Consider the following 17669-nt stretch of genomic DNA (forward strand, 5'->3'; position numbering starts at 1 on the left):
ACACCTCCGGTGGCCAGCTGCCCACCCCGCCGATGGATTTCAACCTGTGGGGTACCCCGGATGAGGCGAAGGTCCTGTCGCCCTCCATCAAGAAGATGCTCGTGAAGATGCTGGGCGTGACCGATCCTCAGCCACGCATCCCCGCCGAGGACATCCGCTTGGCTCCGGTCCGCCTGAGCGAGTCTGATCTTTCTGCGTTGGAAGGCATCGTGGGCGCTGGCTACGTGTCCACCGACCACGATCAGCGCCTGCCCCGCGCCCGCGGCAAGTCTTACCTAGATCTGCTGGAATGGCGCCGCGATCATGAGGTCACCGCGCCCGATGCTGTGGTGGCCCCCGCCACCGACGAAGAGGTCGCGGAGCTGCTCGAGTGGTGCGAGCGCCAGCACGTGGCCGTGGTCCCGTTCGGCGGCGGTACCTCCGTGGTCGGCGGCCTCAACCCCCGCGAGGGCAACAACCGAGCGGTCATCAGCCTGGACTTGGCGCGCTTCGATCAGCTCGAAGATGTGGATGTGGTCTCCGGCCTGGCCACCCTCGGCGCCGGCCTGTCCGGTCCGCACGCGGAAATGAAGCTCGCTGAGCACGGCCTACAGCTCGGCCACTTCCCACAGTCCTTCCCGTACGCCACCATCGGCGGATACGCCGCCACCCGCAGCTCCGGGCAAAACTCGGCGGGCTACGGCCGGTTCGATGAGATGGTGCGCAGCCTCACCGTTGTCACCCCGCGCGGCATCATCACCCCTGGTCAGGCATCGCCTGCGACCGCTGCGGGCCCCGCGCTGAAGGAACTATTCCTCGGTTCGGAGGGCACCCTCGGCGTGATCACGAAGGTGCGTGTGCGCGTGCACCCCATCCCGGAGGCCAAGATCTACGAGGCCTTCAGCTTCCCCACCTTCACCGACGGCGTGAATGCCCTGCGCGCGGTGGAGCAGGCCGGCGCTGGCCCGACCGTCATGCGCCTGTCTGACGAGATCGAGTCCTCCGTGAACCTCACCAGCACCGACAACATCGGTGAGCAGGACGAGTCCGAGCACAACGGCTGCCTGGCCATCACCGTGTTCGAGGGCACCATCCAGCACGCCCAGTCGCGGCACCAGGAAACCCGCGCGCTCATGTTGGCCCATGGTGGCGAGTCCGTGGGCGAAGGCCCCGCCCGTAAGTGGGAGCAGGGTCGTTTCGGGGCGCCCGTGTTGCGGGATTCGTTGATCGACGCCGGTGCGTTGTGCGAAACCCTGGAAACCGCTACCGACTGGTCAAATGTGCCTGCGCTGAAGAAGGCAGTGGGCGGGGCGTTGGCAAAGACGCTCGTCAAGGATGGTTCGCCCGCGCTGATCATGTGCCACGTTTCGCACGTGTACGCCGAGGGCTGCTCCCTGTACTTCACTGTGGTCGGCGCGGCCGGCGAGGACCCGACGGCGCGGTGGAAGGCGGCGAAGAGTGCGGCGTCGGAGGCAATGACCGGAACCGGCGGAACGATCACGCACCACCACGCCGTGGGTACGGATCACCTGCCGTGGATGGGCCGGGAGGTCAGCGTGCTGGGCCTGCAGATCCTCAAGGCCGTGAAGAAGCAGCTGGACCCGGCGGGCATTCTGAACCCGGGTAAGACGTTTGACCTCAACGCGGCGGCGGCGCGTGAGTCCGCGGAGCGGTCGCTATGAGTGTGCCGGAGACGTTTCAGGTCGGCCACGCGCAGATCGGCACCGTTGCGCTGCTGACAAACCCGGCGGCGGGCAAGGGGTCGGCCGCGGATGCCGCCACAGTCGCTAGGGAACGGTTGAACAACCGCGGCGTGGACGTGGTGAGCATCCAGGGCGCCACGCCGGAAGCCTCGCGCAAGCTGGCCGCCGATGCGATCAACGACGATCGCGTGGATGCGCTGGTGGTGTGCGGCGGCGATGGGCTGATCAACTTGGCCCTCCAGGAGCAGGCGCAGTCCGGCAAGCCGTTGGGGATCATCCCCGCTGGTACGGGCAACGATCACGCGCGCGAGTACAACATTCCGCTGCATGCGGAGAAGGCTGCGGACGTGATTGCCGATGGGTTCTGGACGACCACCGACTTGGGCACCATGCGGGCGGACGCGCCGGATGTGGACCCGCACTGGTTCGGCACGATCGCGTGCGCGGGCTTCGATTCTTTGGTGAGTGACCGCACGAACAAGATCACGTGGCCGAAGGGGCGCAACCGCTACAACCTGGCGATTGTGTTGGAGTTCCTGAACTTCCACTCGCTGCCCGCGCGGGTGGTGCTGGATCCGGGGACGGACCAGGAGCGGGAGCTGGGCGACCGCGTGACGCTGTGCGCGATCGGCAATACCCGCACTTACGGCGGCGGCATGTACATCTGCCCGGATGCGAATCACCACGATGGGCTGTTCGATGTGACGGTCATGGGGCGCATGAACCGTGCCGAGGTGGTGTGGAAGTTCGGCAAGATCTTCCGCGGCAGCATCCGTGGGGAAAACGGCATCGAGATGTATCAGGCCAAGAAGGTGCGCGTGGAGATGGATGGCATCAACGGCTACGCGGATGGTGAGCTGTACGCACCGTTGCCGATGGAGGTTGAGGTTGTGCCGGGAGCGGGGAAGTACCTGGTGCCGCGGCCGTAGGCGGTGGGTGGCGCTGTGGGGGCAGCGCTGTGGATGCTACGCCTCCGCCTCCACGTCCTTGATATCCCGATCCAGCGGTGCACTCGGCACGGGCTGCGCTGCCGCGAACTGCGCTGCCACCACACCATCCGTGCGGCCGTTGTTCGGCGCTGGCGGGGTGTAGCGCTCGCCGGGCTCGCCGATGGTGGTGCCGAAGCCTACCTTGGGGGTGTGGCCGGTTGTTTCGGACGGTCCCTGGGCCTTCTTCTTGCCCGACCCACCTGTGACGGCGCGGACGACCTTGCTCGCAGTCTGCGGTGCGTAGACCTGCGGCAGCGTGAGAGCTGCGTGGCGTGCGGTGGTGGTCGCGCGATTGATGGCGGACTTGATGGGGTTGCTCATCGTCACTCGTTTTCTGGCGGTCGGTGGGCGGTTCTTGCTGCGCTCCATCTTAGCCGCCCGAGCCGATGAATCCCCTCGCGGCGCGCGCGTACGCCGACCGGACTCACCTAGCTGGCGAACGTCACTGCGGTGCCGGCCGCGCTGACGAGGATCACCGCCCCGTCGCCCAGCGATTGGTACGCTACGTCCACGCCGACCACCCCGTGCGCACCGAGTTCGATTGCCCTGTCCACCATCTCCGCGAGGGCGGATTCGCGGGCATTGCGGATCTCGCCTTCGTATGAACCCGAACGACCGCCCACTAAATTGCGGAAGGATGCGCCGATGTCCTTCAGAGCGTTAATGCCGGCGACGGTCTCGCCCGACACAACACGCAGGTAGTTGTTGATTTCGTGACCGTCGACGGTGTTGGTGGTTGTGACGAGCATTGCGGGCTCCCTTTCGGTTCTTCTGGTGCGGCCAACGTTGGCCTCGTGCTCCTTCTTACCTTCGACGCCACCCCCATGCACTTTCGCCTCGAAGTGTGCGATGGGGTTGGGCGGAGGGCTAAACAGGAAAGATTTAGGACTCGACCTTCGTAGGGGTTTGGATCAGGTCGAGGGTCACGTCGTCCAGCGGGTTAGCGAGGTCGAGCCTCATTTCAACGACTGATTTCGAACCGGCCATCGTAGTTTCTACCGCATCCCGGGGCGTTCCGGTGCCTACGTAGAAGAAAGACCTTCCTTCGAAATCATCCTTCTTTACGAAGATCGGGAGCTCATGTTGTCCAGCAGCGATCTCGCGTTCCAGTTTGGAACTGAGCGTCTTTCCGGAGCGAGTGAACCACCTTAGCGTCTCTCGAGACTCGAAGGCATCTTCGTACTGGGTGGTCGAAGAAATTTGAGAATCTTTGTGATAGGTAACGAAGATCGGGCACGTATTAGTATCCCGATCCAGCTTGTAGCCGAAAATACCTCCGTACTCATTCTTGCGCCAGTTCAACAAACGGCAGGCATCTTTACGTGTGTACTTTCTGCCGACAACGAGGGCGATAGCGCAATTATAGTCATGGCGGTTGGTGTGCAAGCCGGCGTCGATAACATCATCAACATGACGCTTAAACTCTGCGGAGTTCTGGTACTCCTGATAGAAATCTTCGTTGACTGAAAAGTAACTATCGGGGCCGGCTGATCGGTGAAAATCAGCCAACTTCACATGACCATATTTCTTCTGCTCAGGAGCGGTGAACCAATCGAGGCTGAAGATCTGCGTTAGACAGTTAATTGCGACTGAGTTCAGTGTTCCAGCAGGCGCTGGGGAACAGAATTTCGATAGGGCGATATCTAGGTCTGCTACAGATACCCGTTGGTGCTTCAATAGCTCCCTCAACAAGACCAATTCTTGAGGCCGTTTGCCGTTGAGGAACTCGTTATCAAGCAAATTCAGGTAGTAGGACTGCTTCTCTGTGGGGCCAGAATCCACCTTACCGATATGTTTTTGGAACTCCCAGAAGTTATTCAACCCAGCGGGATGCGTAGCGATAATGGTGGGATTCAGCTTCTCGCTAGTTGCAAAATCTAGGCGCATAGGTTGCCGGCCTAGAGCCGCTTCCAGCTGGCGATAAATCCGACACAGATTGACCATACTGTCAAGCTTCGTGTGATTGAGAGACTTGAGGATGCGCTGGTAGGAAATCTCGTCAACATTGACAGAGCTCAGCCCAAAGATGGTTCGAGACCTGCGTGCTGTCGCTAGTTCCTGCCGCAGTCCATCTTTGTCAAGATTCTTGTCCTCGAACAACGAAAGTGCGATGTTGTAATTGTTTTGGTAGTTGCCAACAAAGTCGATTACCCGGAGATGGGTCTTTCCCTTGAGTTTGCGTAGACCACGCCCAAGCTGCTGGGTAAAGATAATGGGCGACTGTGTTGGACGCATCATGACTATCTGGTTTACGCAAGGGATGTCAATACCCTCGTTGAAGATGTCAACAGTGAGAATGTAATCCAGTTGGCCGGATTCCAATTCCTTAACGATGTTAACTCTCGAGCTCATTGAATCGGTGCCCGTGAGGACTTTCGTGCGAAGCTTCCTTCCGTACACCTCTTTCTCATTGAGAAGCATTGAAAGCTCGTCTGCCTCAGTGGTAGAGGAACAGAACATGAGACCGTGAACATCGCGAGAAAGTCCGTAGATTCCCAAACAATCCACGAGATGTTCGACCCTCTCAGGGCTCACAAGCCTGGCTAGATCAGAACTCTCCGTAACGGTATTTCCATCGCTGTCCACGTAGTCGGTCACAGCCTGGTATGTGAATGGTACAAGCATCTTTTCTTCAAGAGCTTGCTGGAGCCGAATATTCTGCGCAACGTTATGATCAAATAGGCTGAAAACGTTGAAGCCGTCAGTTCTCTCCGGTGTAGCCGTCATGCCGAGTGTGAACTTAGCACTGAAGTGCTCCAAGATCTTTCGGTAAGACTGTGCTCCCGCGCGGTGCACTTCATCGATAATGATGAGATCGAAGTGATTCGGATCGATTGACTCGAGCGTATTCCTGTTGGTCAACGACTGGATGGTGGCGAACGTGTAATTTTGGTCTAGTTCTCGACGAGAACCAACAAATTTCCCGCATGTATCAGAGGACGCGTCTTCGAGGACTCGTTGGTACTCCTCGGTCGCCTTGTCGAGAATTTGTTCACGGTGGGCAATGAACAGCATCCGTTCGGGATTGAACTGTTGCGTGGCGAAAGCCGAGAGGATTGTTTTACCTGTACCTGTAGCCGAGACAATCAGCGCCTTCGATTCCCCAGCGAGCTCGAGCTTCTTTAACTCATCCAGCGTGTCGTTTTGCATCTTGTTCGGTACGAGTTTGCCATCAGGGACGACCTCCTCGCTGGCTCCATCGTCTGCGGCCGGGTTGGGTCGCGGGCGCCGGGTCTCGGCGTAGTGATCTATCCACTCTTGGGTAAGTGGTTCTGATTCACGATGGAGATGGTCGATAGCATTGTTGAGTTGATCAACGATATCGCCTCCAGGCAGTGCGGAAAACTGCATATTCCATTCGCTGTTTTCCAGCAGTGCTCCTCTCGTCAGATTGGAGCTGCCGATGATTGCCGTAGTGGCTCCCTCTTGCTCGAAGATGTAGCCCTTACTGTGGAAGGCATCCTTGTTCTTGAGAACACGTACTTCGACATTTTCTAAAGCCATCAACTCTTCGAAGGCTGCTGGCTCATTGAAGTCCAGATACGTGGACGTGTATATAGTTCCTTTTCTGCCCCTTGCCAGTTCAACGAGATCATTCTTTAGTTCGGCGATGGCGCTCGTTGTGATGAACGCGACGGAAAACTTGAACGTCGTACACCGTGCAAGTTCGTGCTGAATGGCGGCCTTCATCGTTATCGGTCCGGCATTAGCGATCAATCTCGGGTGAAAACCGCGATTAACGTCGCCTTCTCTATCCAAAAACCCGAAGTTCGTATCGGCCTTAATGGCATCTTCGGTGCTTAGCTTGGACCCGGTCTTGGTGATGATGTTATCGAGGCTCTCCATACTTGGACTATAGCCAAGGTACTGTGTTAGTGCTGGGCCAAAGTTAGGATTTGATGAAATACCATTCGTATTTCCGGAGCTATAGCGCGAGCATTCCCAACTTAGATCTGCTCGTTGACGATTTTCTTCACAGTCGGTACGTCAGCTGGAGCCCACTCGAGCGTCTCAAGCTCCTCGGGAGTGCACCAACGGACTTGCGCATGCTCGGTGAGTTCCGGTTCTCCTGAATCGAGGCTGGCATAGAACGTGGTCAGGATTACGATACCGAAGTCGTATTCGTGTTCAGTAGTTTCGATCTTGTCACCGATTTGTGCCGTGATGTGTAACTCTTCTTCGAGTTCCCGGGCCAGTGCTTCCTCGGGAGTTTCGCCCTTTTCGATCTTTCCACCGGGAAACTCCCACAAGCCGCCCAGAGACATATCTGTGCCTCGTTGAGCTGCCAGGATCTTCCCATCTCGAAGGAGGACCGCACCAACAACATTAATTCTCTTCATAGCTTCTCCAGCATATCCAATCTCATTACTGGATATCGTGGAAGCATGTCTCACCACACCGAACAAGCTGACCAGAATCCGCATCGCCGGTTGCCCTCTGACCTCCGCGAAGCCATCCGCGCCGCTCGCTGCGTGAACTTCTTCACCGGCGCTGGCATGAGCGCCGACTCCGGCCTTGACACGTTCCGCGATGCCCAAACCGGCATCTGGTCCCACGTCGATCCGCAGGCCATGGCTAGCCTCTCGTCCTGGGCGCGGGACCCCGATCCCATGCTCGCTTGGTACCTGTGGCGCGGCACCCTCTGCCGCCGTGCGGAACCAAACCCTGGCCACCGAGCAATTGGTGAATGGTCGCGGCGTGATGGCGTCGAAGTTAATGTGACAACCCAAAACATCGACGACCTGCACGAGCGAGGTGGGGCGGACAACATCGCCCACCTCCACGGCAGCCTGTTCGCGTACCGTTGCTCCATCTGCGGCAAGCCCGCTGCAACCCCCGAGTTGCCAGAAGAGCAAGTCGAGCGCGTCACCCCACCCGCCTGCAGTCTGTGCGGGAACCCCGTGCGACCCGGCGTGGTGTGGTTCGGGGAATCCCTGCCGCAGAAAGAGTGGGAGCGCGCCGAACGGTGGATGCGGGAGGCGGATCTCGTGGTGATCGTCGGCACCTCCGGCGTGGTGTGGCCTGCCGCTGGCTTGCCCGCCATCGCGGCGCGACAAGGCACGCCCATCGTGGAGATCTCGCCGGCCGATACGGACCTCACCGACCTGGCCACGTGGTCGATCCGCGCTACGGCTGCTGAGGGTGTGCCGGCGCTGCTCGCCGCCCTCGACGACCAGCCTCTCGACAACTCGGTCCCCGGCAACCCAGCCGACTAACCGCCCCCACAAAAGTCCGATAGACTGCCCCACATGAAGGGTGAGGAAATTATCAGGGCCGTGACCTGGCACGATGCCTTGGAAGGCTTGAAAGTATTCGTCATCGGACTGGCCATCGCCGCCGTCGTGTGGTTCCTCGTGGGCCTGTTCCTCAAGGCGCGGCACCGCGGCGAAAGCTCCCGGCGCGTCCTGGGCAAGCTCGTGTTCTGGATCGGCGCGATCATCGCGTTGCTCGCCGCCCTCACCGTCATCTTCCCCTCCATCAACCCCGTGGACGTCCTCGGTGGCCTGGGCGTTGTCTCCATCGCCGCCGGTATTGCCTTCCAAACGGTGCTGGGCAACATGTTCGCCGGCATCGTCATCCTCAGCCGCGATCAGTTCCGCGTGGGCGACCAGGTCAAAGTTGAGGACAACGGTGGCACCATTACCGCTATCCATTTGTCGTCGACGACCATACGCCGCTTTGACGGTCAGCTGGTGATCGTGCCGAATACCGTGATGCACTCCAGCCAGATCATCGTGCAGACCGGGTTCGAGACCACGCGCGCGACCGTCCCGGTGGCGATCTCCACGTCGGCCGATCTGGAACGCGCCCGCACCGTAGCCGAAGAAACCATGCGCGGGCTCGACCTAGTCCTTAACGACCCGCAGCCGCGCGGCCTCTACACCACCGTGGGCGTGGAAGACGTGACTCTCGAGCTCATCTTCTGGTCCGGTTCCACCCGCCTGGAAGCCCGCGAGGCCACCGATGCGGTCATCACCGCCGTGATGCAGGCCTTCGCTCGGGAGGAAATTCCGCTGTCCACCAGCCCATTCTCCGACCTGCTCAGTAGGTCGTCCGAGCCCGCGAAAACCGCCCGCACCCAGGCCAATGGCGAAGCCCCGCCGCCGAGCAAGATCGCGGGCGCGAAGAAGCCGAAGCGCCGCTAGCGCACCCGCTACCGCACCACCGTCTTCGGGACCTCGTAGGTCGGGTCAAACATCTGCGCCTCCAGCTCCGGCGCAAGCGTTTCCGCGAACACGTTCGTGTAGTGGTGCGCGTCGCGGTAGACCACCATGTTGCCGATGATCCCCGGGCACCAGCCGTCCTCGCACACACCTGCGGTGACGTCCAGCAACGTGACATCCAGCCCCGCATACGCCGCGATGGACGGATCCACCGGCCGCAGTGACTCACCCGCCGGCGTGCCGCACACGGCGTTGATCTCCTCGACTTCCTCCGCCGTGGGCGTGCCCGGCGTTGCGAGCCCGGGGAAATCCTTGCCGCGGTGGGTCGGGCCGATCCCCGGGAACTTGCCATCCATCATTTCCGCCACGCAGGTGCGCATGTTCAGCCAATCGTTGCCGGCGGGGAGCATGTGCCACGGGTTGTCGCGGATGAGGTAGCTGTGAATTCCCCAGTCGGTGAACTTCTGCACCGTCTTCACGTATTCTTTCGGCACAATTTCCGGCCCGTTGCCCGCGATGGTCGTGGGCCGCGTCCCAGTCATGAAAATACCCAGCTCCGGCGGGTTATTCTTGATGTACTGCATGGCCTTTTTCGACCATTCGCGGCAGTCCGGGTAGTCCTCGCCGTTCCACAGCGTCACGTTCGCGTTGATGGGGCAGCCCATCTTCAGCACCGGCTCGAACCGGATGCCCTTGCGCTTGCCGATGATGTCCAGCGCCGGCAAGTAGTGCTCGCTGTGGCTGCCGCCGATAACGTAGAGGGTCTTGCCATTCGGGTCACCATAGGCGCAATCCTCCTGGCTCCTATTGAACCCCTTCTTGGTGGCCACGAATGTGCCCTCGAAGCCGGTGAAGCACTGGTCTTGCTGCGTTGGGGGCAGCAGACGTTCAAAGTCGTCTAGCGGCGGGATTAGCGGCATGTCCGCCGGCACTTTGTCGCCATCGAGGAACGCCTCGGCGCCGGGATACAGCCCGCGTTCCTCGGCCAGCGCCCATAGCTCTTCGTTGCCCATGGCGATACGTCGCTCGATATATGTTGGCGACGCCACAACGCTCAGCGCCACCACGATGATCGCGGAGCCATAGATCGCCTTGGGTCGGGCGGCAAAGGAGCGCTTCCAATAAGTCGGATTGGTCAGCACTCTGCTGCGGGCTGGCTTGCCTTTCTGGCGCAGCGGGGTTTCTACGAGCTTGTGCGACAGCCAGGCCAGGACCACGCTGGCTCCGATCACCGATAGTCCAATGGCTGGGGTGACCGTTGGGGCGTCGAAGTGGTTCATGACCAGCACGAGCAGCGGCCAGTGCCACAGGTACAGGGCGTAGGAGATGCGGCCGAAGAATTGGAACGGCGAGGTCTCCAGCAAGCGGGTAAGGCCAACTGGGGTGCCGGACGAGCCCGCGATGACCACCAGCAACGCACCGCCGAGGGGCAGCAGCGTGAGGGGGCCGGGGAAGGTCTGTGCGCCGTTGACGACCCATCCGGTCATGACGATCATCGCGAGGCCGACCACACCCATGACGCGGCGCAGCCACGCCGGGATGGGCCCCATCTGTGCCGCGCCTTTATCCCGGCGCAGAATAACCAGGCCGACGAGGCCACCCAGGCCGATCTCCCAGAAGCGAGAGAGGGAGGAGTAGTAATTGAGGTCCTGGTCAACGGCGTTGAGGTAGATCGCGTAGCAGAACGAGGCGACCGTGGCGGCGGAGACCACAACGATGACGGCGGGGCGGGCGAGCCGGCGGAAGATCAGCGCGATCAGGGTGATGACCAGCAGCGATGCCACGTAGATCTGCAGCTGCGCGGACATCGACCAAAGGTGTTGGAAGGGGCTGACCGTGGTGCGGATGGCGGTGTACTCGCGCCCGGAGAAGGCGAGTTTCCAGTTGATGACGTAACCGAGGGAAGCGGCGGCGTCGCTGGCCATGGTCTGGTGCACCAGCCGATTCATGAGCAGCAGGCTGGCTGCGAGCGTGGAGGCCACGACCACGGCCAACAGCGGAAATAGGCGTCGCAGCATCCGGATGAGGGACTGCACCAACGTCAGACCCTTGGGGTTGCGCGCGTTGGCCAGCTGCGAGGAGAAGAAGAAAATGCCGCCGAGCAGCAGGAACACGTCCACGCCGGCAGAGACGCGGCCAACGAAAACGTGGAAGATGACCACCAGGGCGATGGCGACGCCACGCAGCCCCTCGATGTCGTAGCGCATGGAGGAGCGGGCCGCGGGTGCAGCGCTTGTTGCAGGTACAGTGCTGGGCGCTGCGGAAGTTTCTGGTGGTGCCGGGGTCATAACGGGGAGTTAGTGTATTGACCCCCGTGGGTTTAGTCGAACCAGGTGTCCTCGAGGGTGAGTGCCTCGGAGGGGTCGGGCTGCTGCTGGGCGGTGGTCACGTAGCGCGCGGCGTGGGCGATGAAGCCGCGGGATTGTTCCTCCGTGAGCTCGCGGCGCACCTTGGCCGGAACGCCCGCGGCAAGGCTGCGCGCCGGAATCTCCTGGTCTTCTAGGACGATGGCGCCGGCGGCGATGAGCGAGCCTGGCCCGATCGTGCAGCGCGAGAGCAGCGCGGACTTCATGCCCACGAGGGTGCCCGCGCCCACGTGGCAGGCGTGCACGAGGGCGAGGTGGCCCACGGTGACGTCGTCCTCAAGGACACAGTCCGATTCGCTTTCGGTGTGCAGCACGCAGTTGTCCTGGATATTGGTGCGCTCGCCGATGCGGATGGCGCCCACGTCGCCGCGCAATACGCAGCCGTAGAACACGGAGGAATCGGCGCCGATCTCAACGTCTCCGATGATGGTGACGCCAGGAGCGATGTATGCGCTGCGGTGGATGCGTGGGGTCTTGCCGTTGAACGGCAGGATCAAGGGGCTGTTCATGCTTCTCATGCTAGCCGTGCATGGCACGATGGGAAGGCATGAATGCCATCACCATTCTCGTTGTTCACCACAGTCCCACGCCCACCGCCCGTGGCATCGCTGACACGGTGCTGACCGCTGCCCGCGAGGCGGCCGCCGAGGTTGCGGAATCCATGGGGGACGCATGTCAGGTGCGGATCGTCGAGCGCGCCGCCTTAGAACCCGACGTGGAGGAGCTCCTCGCCGCAGATGCCGTGATCCTCGGTACAACGGCCAACTTCGGGTACATCTCTGGGGCGTTGAAGCACTACTTTGATTCCACGTTCGTCGCCGCGCACGAGCCGACCGCGGGGTTGCCCGTGAGCTGGTGGATCCGTGGAGGGTACGACACCGCCGGGGCGGAGAAAGCCATGCGCAGCCTGACCACGGGGATGAATTGGGAAATTGCCGCCGAACCGGTCGAGTTCGTCGGCGATCCCAGCGAGCACGCTGACCAGTTAATCACCATGGCTCAATCCGTGGTCGGTGCGGCCGTTATGGCGTCGGAAAAAGAAAAATAGGCGGACTTACTTGGCGTCCGACAGAGCGTAGGCGGCGCCGGCGGCCACGGCGGTCACCGTGATAACGGCCGGCCACGAGCCCATCTTCTTCGCTAGCGGGTGAGACGCGCCGAAGGCGAGCGTGTACAGAGCGGTCAGGCCAGCGGCGGTGCCAGCGCCAGCCTTGGCGTTCCACGACCGGGCGGCGTAGCCACCAGCGGCAGCGAGGATCACACCACCGAGCGGGCGGATGCCGGTCTCGCGGGCGGTCAGCCATCCGCCAACCAGGCCGGTGACAACCACAGCCGCGGTGTTGACCTCGCGGGCGGGCTTGAGTGTCGTGGTTGGCTTCAGCTTTTCTAACGTATCCTTGGACTTGTTCTTTTTGAAGATGCTCATGGGTGCGATCGTACCCTTGAAGCCATGTGCAGCGACTGCACAAGCTCGCCTTCAGGGCATAGACTCAGGGAATAAGAAGGAGGAGCTTCGGATGAGTAGTCAACTCCCAGAAGAACCCCACGCAATCCACACTCGGCTCACAAAGCTGTGGGGCATCGACAAGCCCATTATCGGCGCGCCCATGGCTGGGCGATCGGGTGGGCACCTCGCCGCTGCTGTGAGTCGCGCCGGGGGACTGGGCATGATCGGCGTCGGCGCGGCAACCAGTGCTGAGTGGATCAAGGACAATGCGTCCATCGCGGCCGAGGCAGGCCCCTACGGAATCGGCCTGATGCTGTGGGCTCAGGACGATGCGCCGGAGCAGTGGGAGGCCGTGCTGGAGGCGCGGCCCACGGTGGTGTCTCTGGGGTTCGGCGACCCATTGCCGTACGTGGAGCAGGCGCACAAGGCCGGAATCTCGGTGGTCGCGCCGGTCAATGACTTGGCACAGCTCCGCCAAGCGCTCGATGCCGAGGTGGATGCCATCTGTATTCAAGGCACCGACGCGGGCGGGCCCACCGGCCGGATCGGCACCATGCCGCTCATGCAGTTGGTGCTGGATTACATCGAGGTCAACGCGCCGGGCATTCCCACTGCCGTTGCTGGTGGCATTGGCAGTGGCCGTGGCGTGGCGGCGTGCTTGGCTGCGGGTGCCGATGCTGCGTGGGTGGGGACGGCGCTGTTGGCGTCGCCCGAAGCACTCGGATCGGACGAGCTCCGTGCCGCAGCGGTGCGGGCAACGAGCGACCAGACGGTGCTGACGGACATTTATGACCGCGCCGAAGGCCAAAAGTGGAACACGGACAAGTGGCCCACGCGTACAGTGAGAAATTCTTTCGTGGACATCTTCGGGCCGATGTCTGAATCCGGTGACGTGACGGATGCAGAACTGCGCGATGCGCGTGGCGAGGGAGGGGACTTCTCGGAGGATCTCAAGCTTCACGCCGGGCAGGGGATCGGGCTGCTGCGCGCGGAGTTGAGCGCCGAAGAAATAGTTAGAAAACTCAACGATGATGCCTACCAATATTTGCGTAGGGGCACATTACCCTGCGTAAACTGAGGTCATGGCTAAGAAGAACGTTAAGAAATTTACGAAGTACCTCCGCATCGACCGCGTCCAGAACTGGACGGACGAGGATAAGAAGCAGCCGAAGCTGTACCTCATCGACAGCATCTGGCCGGTGGGCGTGCGCAAGGAGCGCCTGGCGCTGCAGGGCTGGCCCAAGGAGCTCGCGCCCAGCGAGGAGCTGCGCAAGCGCTTCCAGGGAACCAGCGACGAGCCCACCCTGGGATACAAGGAGTTTTCCGCTGAATATCAAACCGAGCTCGACCAGCGACTCGAGAATGGCGAGTTGGATGAGATTCTGCCGGAGCTGAAGCAGGGTCTGAAGAAGACGCACAAAAAGATCAAGAAGAAGCAGAAAAAGGGAAAATCTCTCAAGAAGAAGGACAAGAAGCGGGGAATCGTTCTTCTCTACACTGCGCGCGACGAAGATAATCAGCACGCGAAAATCCTCAAAAAGTGGCTGAAGAAGAACCTCTAACGGGAGCGCTGCGCCTGCCTGCTGGTTGGCCGTGGTGCCCAATTTTGGCAAATTTAGCTTAAGAATTGATTAAGATTTCGCGTCGTTAACGAAAATGTTGTGTCAGCTATTGCATTTTCCGCAATGGTTTGCGCTAAAATATGACCTATGACTACACAATTTCTTGCAGAGGCAAGCACTCAGATTCTTGCCGCTTCCGGTACTCCTGCTCTCGGCTTCATCGGCTGGATCATCATCGGCGGTCTCGCCGGTTGGATCGGCTCTAAGGTAATGGGCACCGACGCCCAGATGGGCGTCATCGCCAACATCATCGTCGGTATCATCGGTGGTTTCCTCGGTGGCTGGATCCTGACCCTGTTCAACATCGGCAACGGTGGCTGGATCTGGAGCTTCCTGACCTGTCTGCTGGGCGCCGTCGTCCTGCTGTGGATCCTCAAGCTGATCTTCGGCAACAAGCGCTAAGCAGCCAACATCCCCCCGTTCCTACGACGTCATCCGCGGTTCCTGTCTAAGGATCCGCACACACTTGCTTCGTGAGAATGAAGGCCCGCACTTCGGTGCGGGCCTTTTTGCATGGCTCTTCACTCTACGGATTCTCCGGCCAGTCATGCTTGGGGTAGCGCCCACGCATGTCCTTACGGACACCCTGGTACGACCCATCCCAAAAGCTCGCCAGATCATCCGTCACCGCCACCGGCCGTTGCGCCGGCGACAGCAGATGAAACTGCACCGTCCGCCCAGCGATTATTGGCGATTCGCGCAACCCAAAGCAGTTCTGCAGCTTTGTCGCCACCACGGGCGGACCGGGCGGATTGTCGGGGTCCGTGTACGCGCTGAGCTCGGGGTACGTCACCTTCGCCCGTCGACCGTTCGGCAGCTCGATCGTTGCCGGAGCCACCTGATCGACCGGCTGATCCCACGGCAGAACCCCTTTAAGCAGCTGCATAACGTCGGGCGATCGGCCCGCCGCAAGGTCGTCCACCACGTAGCTCACCACTGTGTCCGGCAGCCCTTTCGTCAGATCCGGATATCCGACGACGCCACCAGCATGCCCACATTGCACCCTCCGCAGGAACTCCAGGGTTGCCTGCGACAAGGGAATGAGGTCCCCGCCGAGCATCGCCTGCTCGCTGGGCTGGCCGCCAGCGCTGGCTACCGTGAGGACGCGGTGCAGAGCTTCGCGTAGGGCCTCGCGCGTCTCCTCCGCGGTGGGCTGCACCGGCCGGGAGGACAGTTCGAGTGCGCCGAGGGCCGTGACTTCGCGGGCTTTGGCCTTTCGGGCGGAACCGTCCCAGGTGACCACCCGGGTTGTTGCCACGCCGGTTCCCACGGCGCGCTGGGCCAGCTCGAAGGGGAGGGGGAGGGCTGAGCGGATGACGGCCCCCGTGCCGTCGCCGGTATTCGCCTTCGCGACATCCGCAATGGCGTACCAGTGGTCGGGGGAGGCTGGTGGCGTCGAACGAAAAGAGGCGGCGGAGCCGCCCACGGTGGCCACGCGATCGCCGCCAGCGGTGACCCGGCCGATGAGGTGCGGGAAAGCACAGGCCACGGTGTAGGCGATGGCGTCGGTGCCGGTGAGCTCGGCAGACGAATGGTTGGCTACATCGCGGAGCGAGCGGACGAAACGGCGGACCGTAGGATGGCGGCGATCCGCGCGCGCCACGGCCTGCGGCAGGTTATCGGGCACGCGGCCCTGCTCGAGGAGGAACAAGACAACGGCGACGGTCACGGGATCCACCAGCTCGGACGCACGCAGACCGCCCCGGGCCAAGTGCGGATCCATCGGCAGGCGGGCAAGGGTGCGGCCAAGATCGGTAACCTCACCGGATGCTGTGACGGCGCCCAGCAGCTCCAGTTGGCGCTGAGCAGCGGCGGCCGACGCGGCGGGGAAAGAATCGGGCAGCGGCAGGTCAGCGCCTCCCGGTGCGCCCCACACCGCGCAGTCCAGCAGGGCGCCGGTGAGATCGGCGGTGGCGACCTCCGGCGCGGAAAACGCGGGGAGCTTCGGGTACTCCTCGGCGGTGATGCAGCGGAACACCGTGCCGGGGCCCTCGCGGCCGGCGCGACCGGCGCGCTGTGTGGCGGAGGCCTGGGAGGAAAGTTCGGTGACCAGCACGTTCATGCCGCGGGAGGAATCGCGGCGGTTGACGCGCGAGAGGCAGGAATCGACCACGACGCGCACGCCGGGGATGGTGAGCGAGGACTCTGCGACGTTGGTGGCGACGATGACCCGGCGGGCGGGGGAGTCGGTTGAGGTTGGAGCGGAGCCGGCGTGGGTGGTGCCGCGGACGATGGCGGCCTGCTCGTCGGCGCTGAGCTGGCCGTGCAGGGCGACGGCCGGGATGCCCGTGCGCTGCGTGACGAGGTCCGCGACCAGTTCGGTGCCGCGGATCGTGGGGACGAAGGCGAGGAGGTCGGCGGGGTGCGTGTCGGTGGCGTCAGTGCGGGTTTCGGTGGCGGCGAGGGCCTCCACGACCGCCGATGCCACGATGTCCTCAATAGACCCCGGCTGCCCGGGCCGAGCCCGGCGCTGCCGCGCGGTGATGGTGGTAGCCGAGGTAGCGTAATGAATATCGAGGGGATGGATGGGAGACTCGACCGCCACGACTGGGGCGGCGAGCACGTCGGCGAACGCGGGGGCATCCACGGTTGCGGACATGGCCACGACCAGCAGGTCCTCCCGAAGCTCGCGCAGTTGGGCGAGCATGGCGAGAGCGAGGTCAGTATCGAGGGCGCGCTCGTGGACTTCGTCGAGGATGACGGCCGCCACGCCCGTCAGGTCGGGATCGTTGAGCAAACGCCGGAGCAACACGCCTGCGGTGACGAACTCGATGCGCGTGTCGCTGGTCACGGACGATTCGCCGCGAACCGTGTACCCGGCGATCGGAGTTTGCGATAGCTCGTTGATCCGCGCCGCGCTGGAGCGGGCGGCCACGCGCCGGGGCTGGGTGACAACGACGCGGGGGAGCGCGGCGTGGTGCTCGTCGGTAGTGGCGTTGGCATCGACGAAGCCCAGCACGATCCCCGGCGCCAGCGTGGTCTTGCCCGTTCCGGGCGGAGACTGTACGACCGCCGCGCCCGCCGAGGTCAGCGCGCGCTGCAGATCGTCCGTGGCGGCAGCGAAGGGCAGGTGCGCTGCCGCCGACGTGCGAAGATACGCCGGCGTTGCGCCCGAACTGTCGGTGGAGGCCACGGATGCACACATGCCACTGATGCTATCCGGACGTTTGCGGGGGCGGACACTGTGCCCCGCAGTGCCCCCGCTGCACCGCACTGTGCGTCCTACTGCGAACGCTACTGTGAACGCGGTTATCCACAGGCGCCGAGTTATCCACAGCCACCCCGTCCCACCCGCAGCATTCAGCGCTGCGCAACGACCACGGCGGGTTAGGCTTGGGCGAGCACGTCACAGCACACAGATCGAGCACACAGATCCCGTCCAACGTCCAGCACAACCAA

General features: G+C 62.3%; 16 protein-coding genes. 8 read left to right on the top strand and 8 right to left on the bottom strand.

Annotated elements, in window-relative coordinates; translation table 11 throughout:
* Positions 1–32: 32 nt before the first annotated feature.
* Together LA343_RS02390 and LA343_RS02395 are read left to right on the top strand one after the other, a co-directional pair.
* Positions 33–1661, top strand: coding sequence for an FAD-binding oxidoreductase (locus tag LA343_RS02390; protein ID WP_025401766.1), 1629 nt, complete (start codon positions 33–35; stop codon positions 1659–1661).
* Positions 1658–2611: a diacylglycerol kinase gene (locus LA343_RS02395; protein ID WP_025401767.1), complete on the top strand. Its 954-nt coding sequence runs from the start codon at positions 1658–1660 to the stop codon at positions 2609–2611. Before LA343_RS02390 ends, LA343_RS02395 begins: the two co-directional genes overlap by 4 nt.
* Before the next feature lie 36 nt (positions 2612–2647).
* Here LA343_RS02395 and LA343_RS02400 read toward each other — a convergent pair whose 3' ends face one another.
* The 4 genes from LA343_RS02400 to LA343_RS02415 form a co-directional block, all read right to left on the bottom strand.
* Positions 2648–2992, bottom strand: a complete 345-nt coding sequence (locus LA343_RS02400) for a hypothetical protein (protein WP_025401768.1) — start codon at positions 2990–2992, stop codon at positions 2648–2650.
* A 107-nt stretch (positions 2993–3099) separates the two neighbouring features.
* Positions 3100–3420, bottom strand: a complete 321-nt coding sequence (locus tag LA343_RS02405) for a YbjQ family protein (protein WP_025401769.1) — start codon at positions 3418–3420, stop codon at positions 3100–3102.
* Positions 3421–3553: 133 nt separating this feature from the next.
* The gene (locus LA343_RS02410; protein WP_025401770.1) at positions 3554–6517 is read right to left on the bottom strand and encodes a DEAD/DEAH box helicase; all 2964 of its coding nucleotides are present in this window, start codon (positions 6515–6517) and stop codon (positions 3554–3556) included.
* 101 nt (positions 6518–6618) lie between these two features.
* Complete coding sequence (locus LA343_RS02415; RefSeq protein WP_039910822.1) at positions 6619–7011, bottom strand: (deoxy)nucleoside triphosphate pyrophosphohydrolase; 393 nt, start codon at positions 7009–7011, stop codon at positions 6619–6621.
* A 45-nt stretch (positions 7012–7056) separates the two neighbouring features.
* On the opposite strand from LA343_RS02415, the gene LA343_RS02420 reads away from it, so the two are divergent.
* Together LA343_RS02420 and LA343_RS02425 are read left to right on the top strand one after the other, a co-directional pair.
* The gene (locus LA343_RS02420; protein ID WP_052337491.1) at positions 7057–7887 is read left to right on the top strand and encodes an NAD-dependent deacylase; all 831 of its coding nucleotides are present in this window, start codon (positions 7057–7059) and stop codon (positions 7885–7887) included.
* A gap of 33 nt (positions 7888–7920) precedes the next feature.
* Positions 7921–8817: a mechanosensitive ion channel family protein gene (locus LA343_RS02425; protein WP_025401773.1), complete on the top strand. Its 897-nt coding sequence runs from the start codon at positions 7921–7923 to the stop codon at positions 8815–8817.
* 8 nt (positions 8818–8825) lie between these two features.
* Here LA343_RS02425 and LA343_RS02430 read toward each other — a convergent pair whose 3' ends face one another.
* Complete coding sequence (locus tag LA343_RS02430) at positions 8826–11123, bottom strand: acyltransferase family protein (protein WP_224209202.1); 2298 nt, start codon at positions 11121–11123, stop codon at positions 8826–8828.
* 32 nt (positions 11124–11155) lie between these two features.
* Positions 11156–11710 carry a gamma carbonic anhydrase family protein gene (locus LA343_RS02435; protein WP_025401775.1) on the bottom strand — a complete coding sequence of 185 codons (555 nt, stop codon included), beginning with the start codon at positions 11708–11710 and terminating at the stop codon, positions 11156–11158.
* Between the two features lie 20 nt (positions 11711–11730).
* Between LA343_RS02435 and LA343_RS02440 the strand changes: the two genes are divergently transcribed.
* Positions 11731–12249 (top strand): flavodoxin family protein, encoded by a 519-nt coding sequence (locus LA343_RS02440; RefSeq protein WP_224209203.1) that lies wholly within the window; start codon positions 11731–11733, stop codon positions 12247–12249.
* 6 nt (positions 12250–12255) lie between these two features.
* On the opposite strand, the gene LA343_RS02445 is transcribed toward LA343_RS02440, so the two are convergent.
* On the bottom strand, positions 12256–12627 hold the full coding sequence (locus tag LA343_RS02445; protein ID WP_025401777.1) for a hypothetical protein: 372 nt from the start codon (positions 12625–12627) through the stop codon (positions 12256–12258).
* 91 nt (positions 12628–12718) lie between these two features.
* On the opposite strand from LA343_RS02445, the gene LA343_RS02450 reads away from it, so the two are divergent.
* The 3 genes from LA343_RS02450 to LA343_RS02460 all read left to right on the top strand — a co-directional run bounded on the left by LA343_RS02450 (position 12719) and on the right by LA343_RS02460 (position 14672).
* Positions 12719–13726 carry an NAD(P)H-dependent flavin oxidoreductase gene (locus LA343_RS02450; protein WP_039910824.1) on the top strand — a complete coding sequence of 336 codons (1008 nt, stop codon included), beginning with the start codon at positions 12719–12721 and terminating at the stop codon, positions 13724–13726.
* 4 nt (positions 13727–13730) lie between these two features.
* Positions 13731–14210, top strand: a complete 480-nt coding sequence (locus LA343_RS02455; protein ID WP_025401779.1) for a DUF488 domain-containing protein — start codon at positions 13731–13733, stop codon at positions 14208–14210.
* A gap of 147 nt (positions 14211–14357) precedes the next feature.
* A complete protein-coding gene (locus tag LA343_RS02460; RefSeq protein WP_025401780.1) occupies positions 14358–14672 on the top strand; it encodes a GlsB/YeaQ/YmgE family stress response membrane protein in 315 nt (104 codons plus the stop codon).
* Between the two features lie 124 nt (positions 14673–14796).
* Here LA343_RS02460 and LA343_RS02465 read toward each other — a convergent pair whose 3' ends face one another.
* The gene (locus LA343_RS02465) at positions 14797–17415 is read right to left on the bottom strand and encodes an ATP-dependent RNA helicase (protein ID WP_081737244.1); all 2619 of its coding nucleotides are present in this window, start codon (positions 17413–17415) and stop codon (positions 14797–14799) included.
* Positions 17416–17669: the final 254 nt, after the last annotated feature.

Source organism: Corynebacterium falsenii (assembly GCF_020099275.1).
GTDB classification, from domain to species: domain Bacteria; phylum Actinomycetota; class Actinomycetes; order Mycobacteriales; family Mycobacteriaceae; genus Corynebacterium; species Corynebacterium falsenii.

What these genes read in the sequence shown, in the direction of transcription:
- LA343_RS02390 (WP_025401766.1), top strand. Translation starts at nt 33, where the DNA reads ATGGATTTCAACCTGTGGGGTACCCCGGATGAGGCGAAGGTCCTGTCG.
- LA343_RS02395 (WP_025401767.1), top strand. Translation starts at nt 1,658, where the DNA reads ATGAGTGTGCCGGAGACGTTTCAGGTCGGCCACGCGCAGATCGGCACC.
- LA343_RS02400 (WP_025401768.1), bottom strand. Translation starts at nt 2,992, where the DNA reads ATGAGCAACCCCATCAAGTCCGCCATCAATCGCGCGACCACCACCGCA.
- LA343_RS02405 (WP_025401769.1), bottom strand. Translation starts at nt 3,420, where the DNA reads ATGCTCGTCACAACCACCAACACCGTCGACGGTCACGAAATCAACAAC.
- LA343_RS02410 (WP_025401770.1), bottom strand. Translation starts at nt 6,517, where the DNA reads ATGGAGAGCCTCGATAACATCATCACCAAGACCGGGTCCAAGCTAAGC.
- LA343_RS02415 (WP_039910822.1), bottom strand. Translation starts at nt 7,011, where the DNA reads ATGAAGAGAATTAATGTTGTTGGTGCGGTCCTCCTTCGAGATGGGAAG.
- LA343_RS02420 (WP_052337491.1), top strand. Translation starts at nt 7,057, where the DNA reads ATGTCTCACCACACCGAACAAGCTGACCAGAATCCGCATCGCCGGTTG.
- LA343_RS02425 (WP_025401773.1), top strand. Translation starts at nt 7,921, where the DNA reads ATGAAGGGTGAGGAAATTATCAGGGCCGTGACCTGGCACGATGCCTTG.
- LA343_RS02430 (WP_224209202.1), bottom strand. Translation starts at nt 11,123, where the DNA reads ATGACCCCGGCACCACCAGAAACTTCCGCAGCGCCCAGCACTGTACCT.
- LA343_RS02435 (WP_025401775.1), bottom strand. Translation starts at nt 11,710, where the DNA reads ATGAACAGCCCCTTGATCCTGCCGTTCAACGGCAAGACCCCACGCATC.
- LA343_RS02440 (WP_224209203.1), top strand. Translation starts at nt 11,731, where the DNA reads ATGGCACGATGGGAAGGCATGAATGCCATCACCATTCTCGTTGTTCAC.
- LA343_RS02445 (WP_025401777.1), bottom strand. Translation starts at nt 12,627, where the DNA reads ATGAGCATCTTCAAAAAGAACAAGTCCAAGGATACGTTAGAAAAGCTG.
- LA343_RS02450 (WP_039910824.1), top strand. Translation starts at nt 12,719, where the DNA reads ATGAGTAGTCAACTCCCAGAAGAACCCCACGCAATCCACACTCGGCTC.
- LA343_RS02455 (WP_025401779.1), top strand. Translation starts at nt 13,731, where the DNA reads ATGGCTAAGAAGAACGTTAAGAAATTTACGAAGTACCTCCGCATCGAC.
- LA343_RS02460 (WP_025401780.1), top strand. Translation starts at nt 14,358, where the DNA reads ATGACTACACAATTTCTTGCAGAGGCAAGCACTCAGATTCTTGCCGCT.
- LA343_RS02465 (WP_081737244.1), bottom strand. Translation starts at nt 17,415, where the DNA reads ATGTGTGCATCCGTGGCCTCCACCGACAGTTCGGGCGCAACGCCGGCG.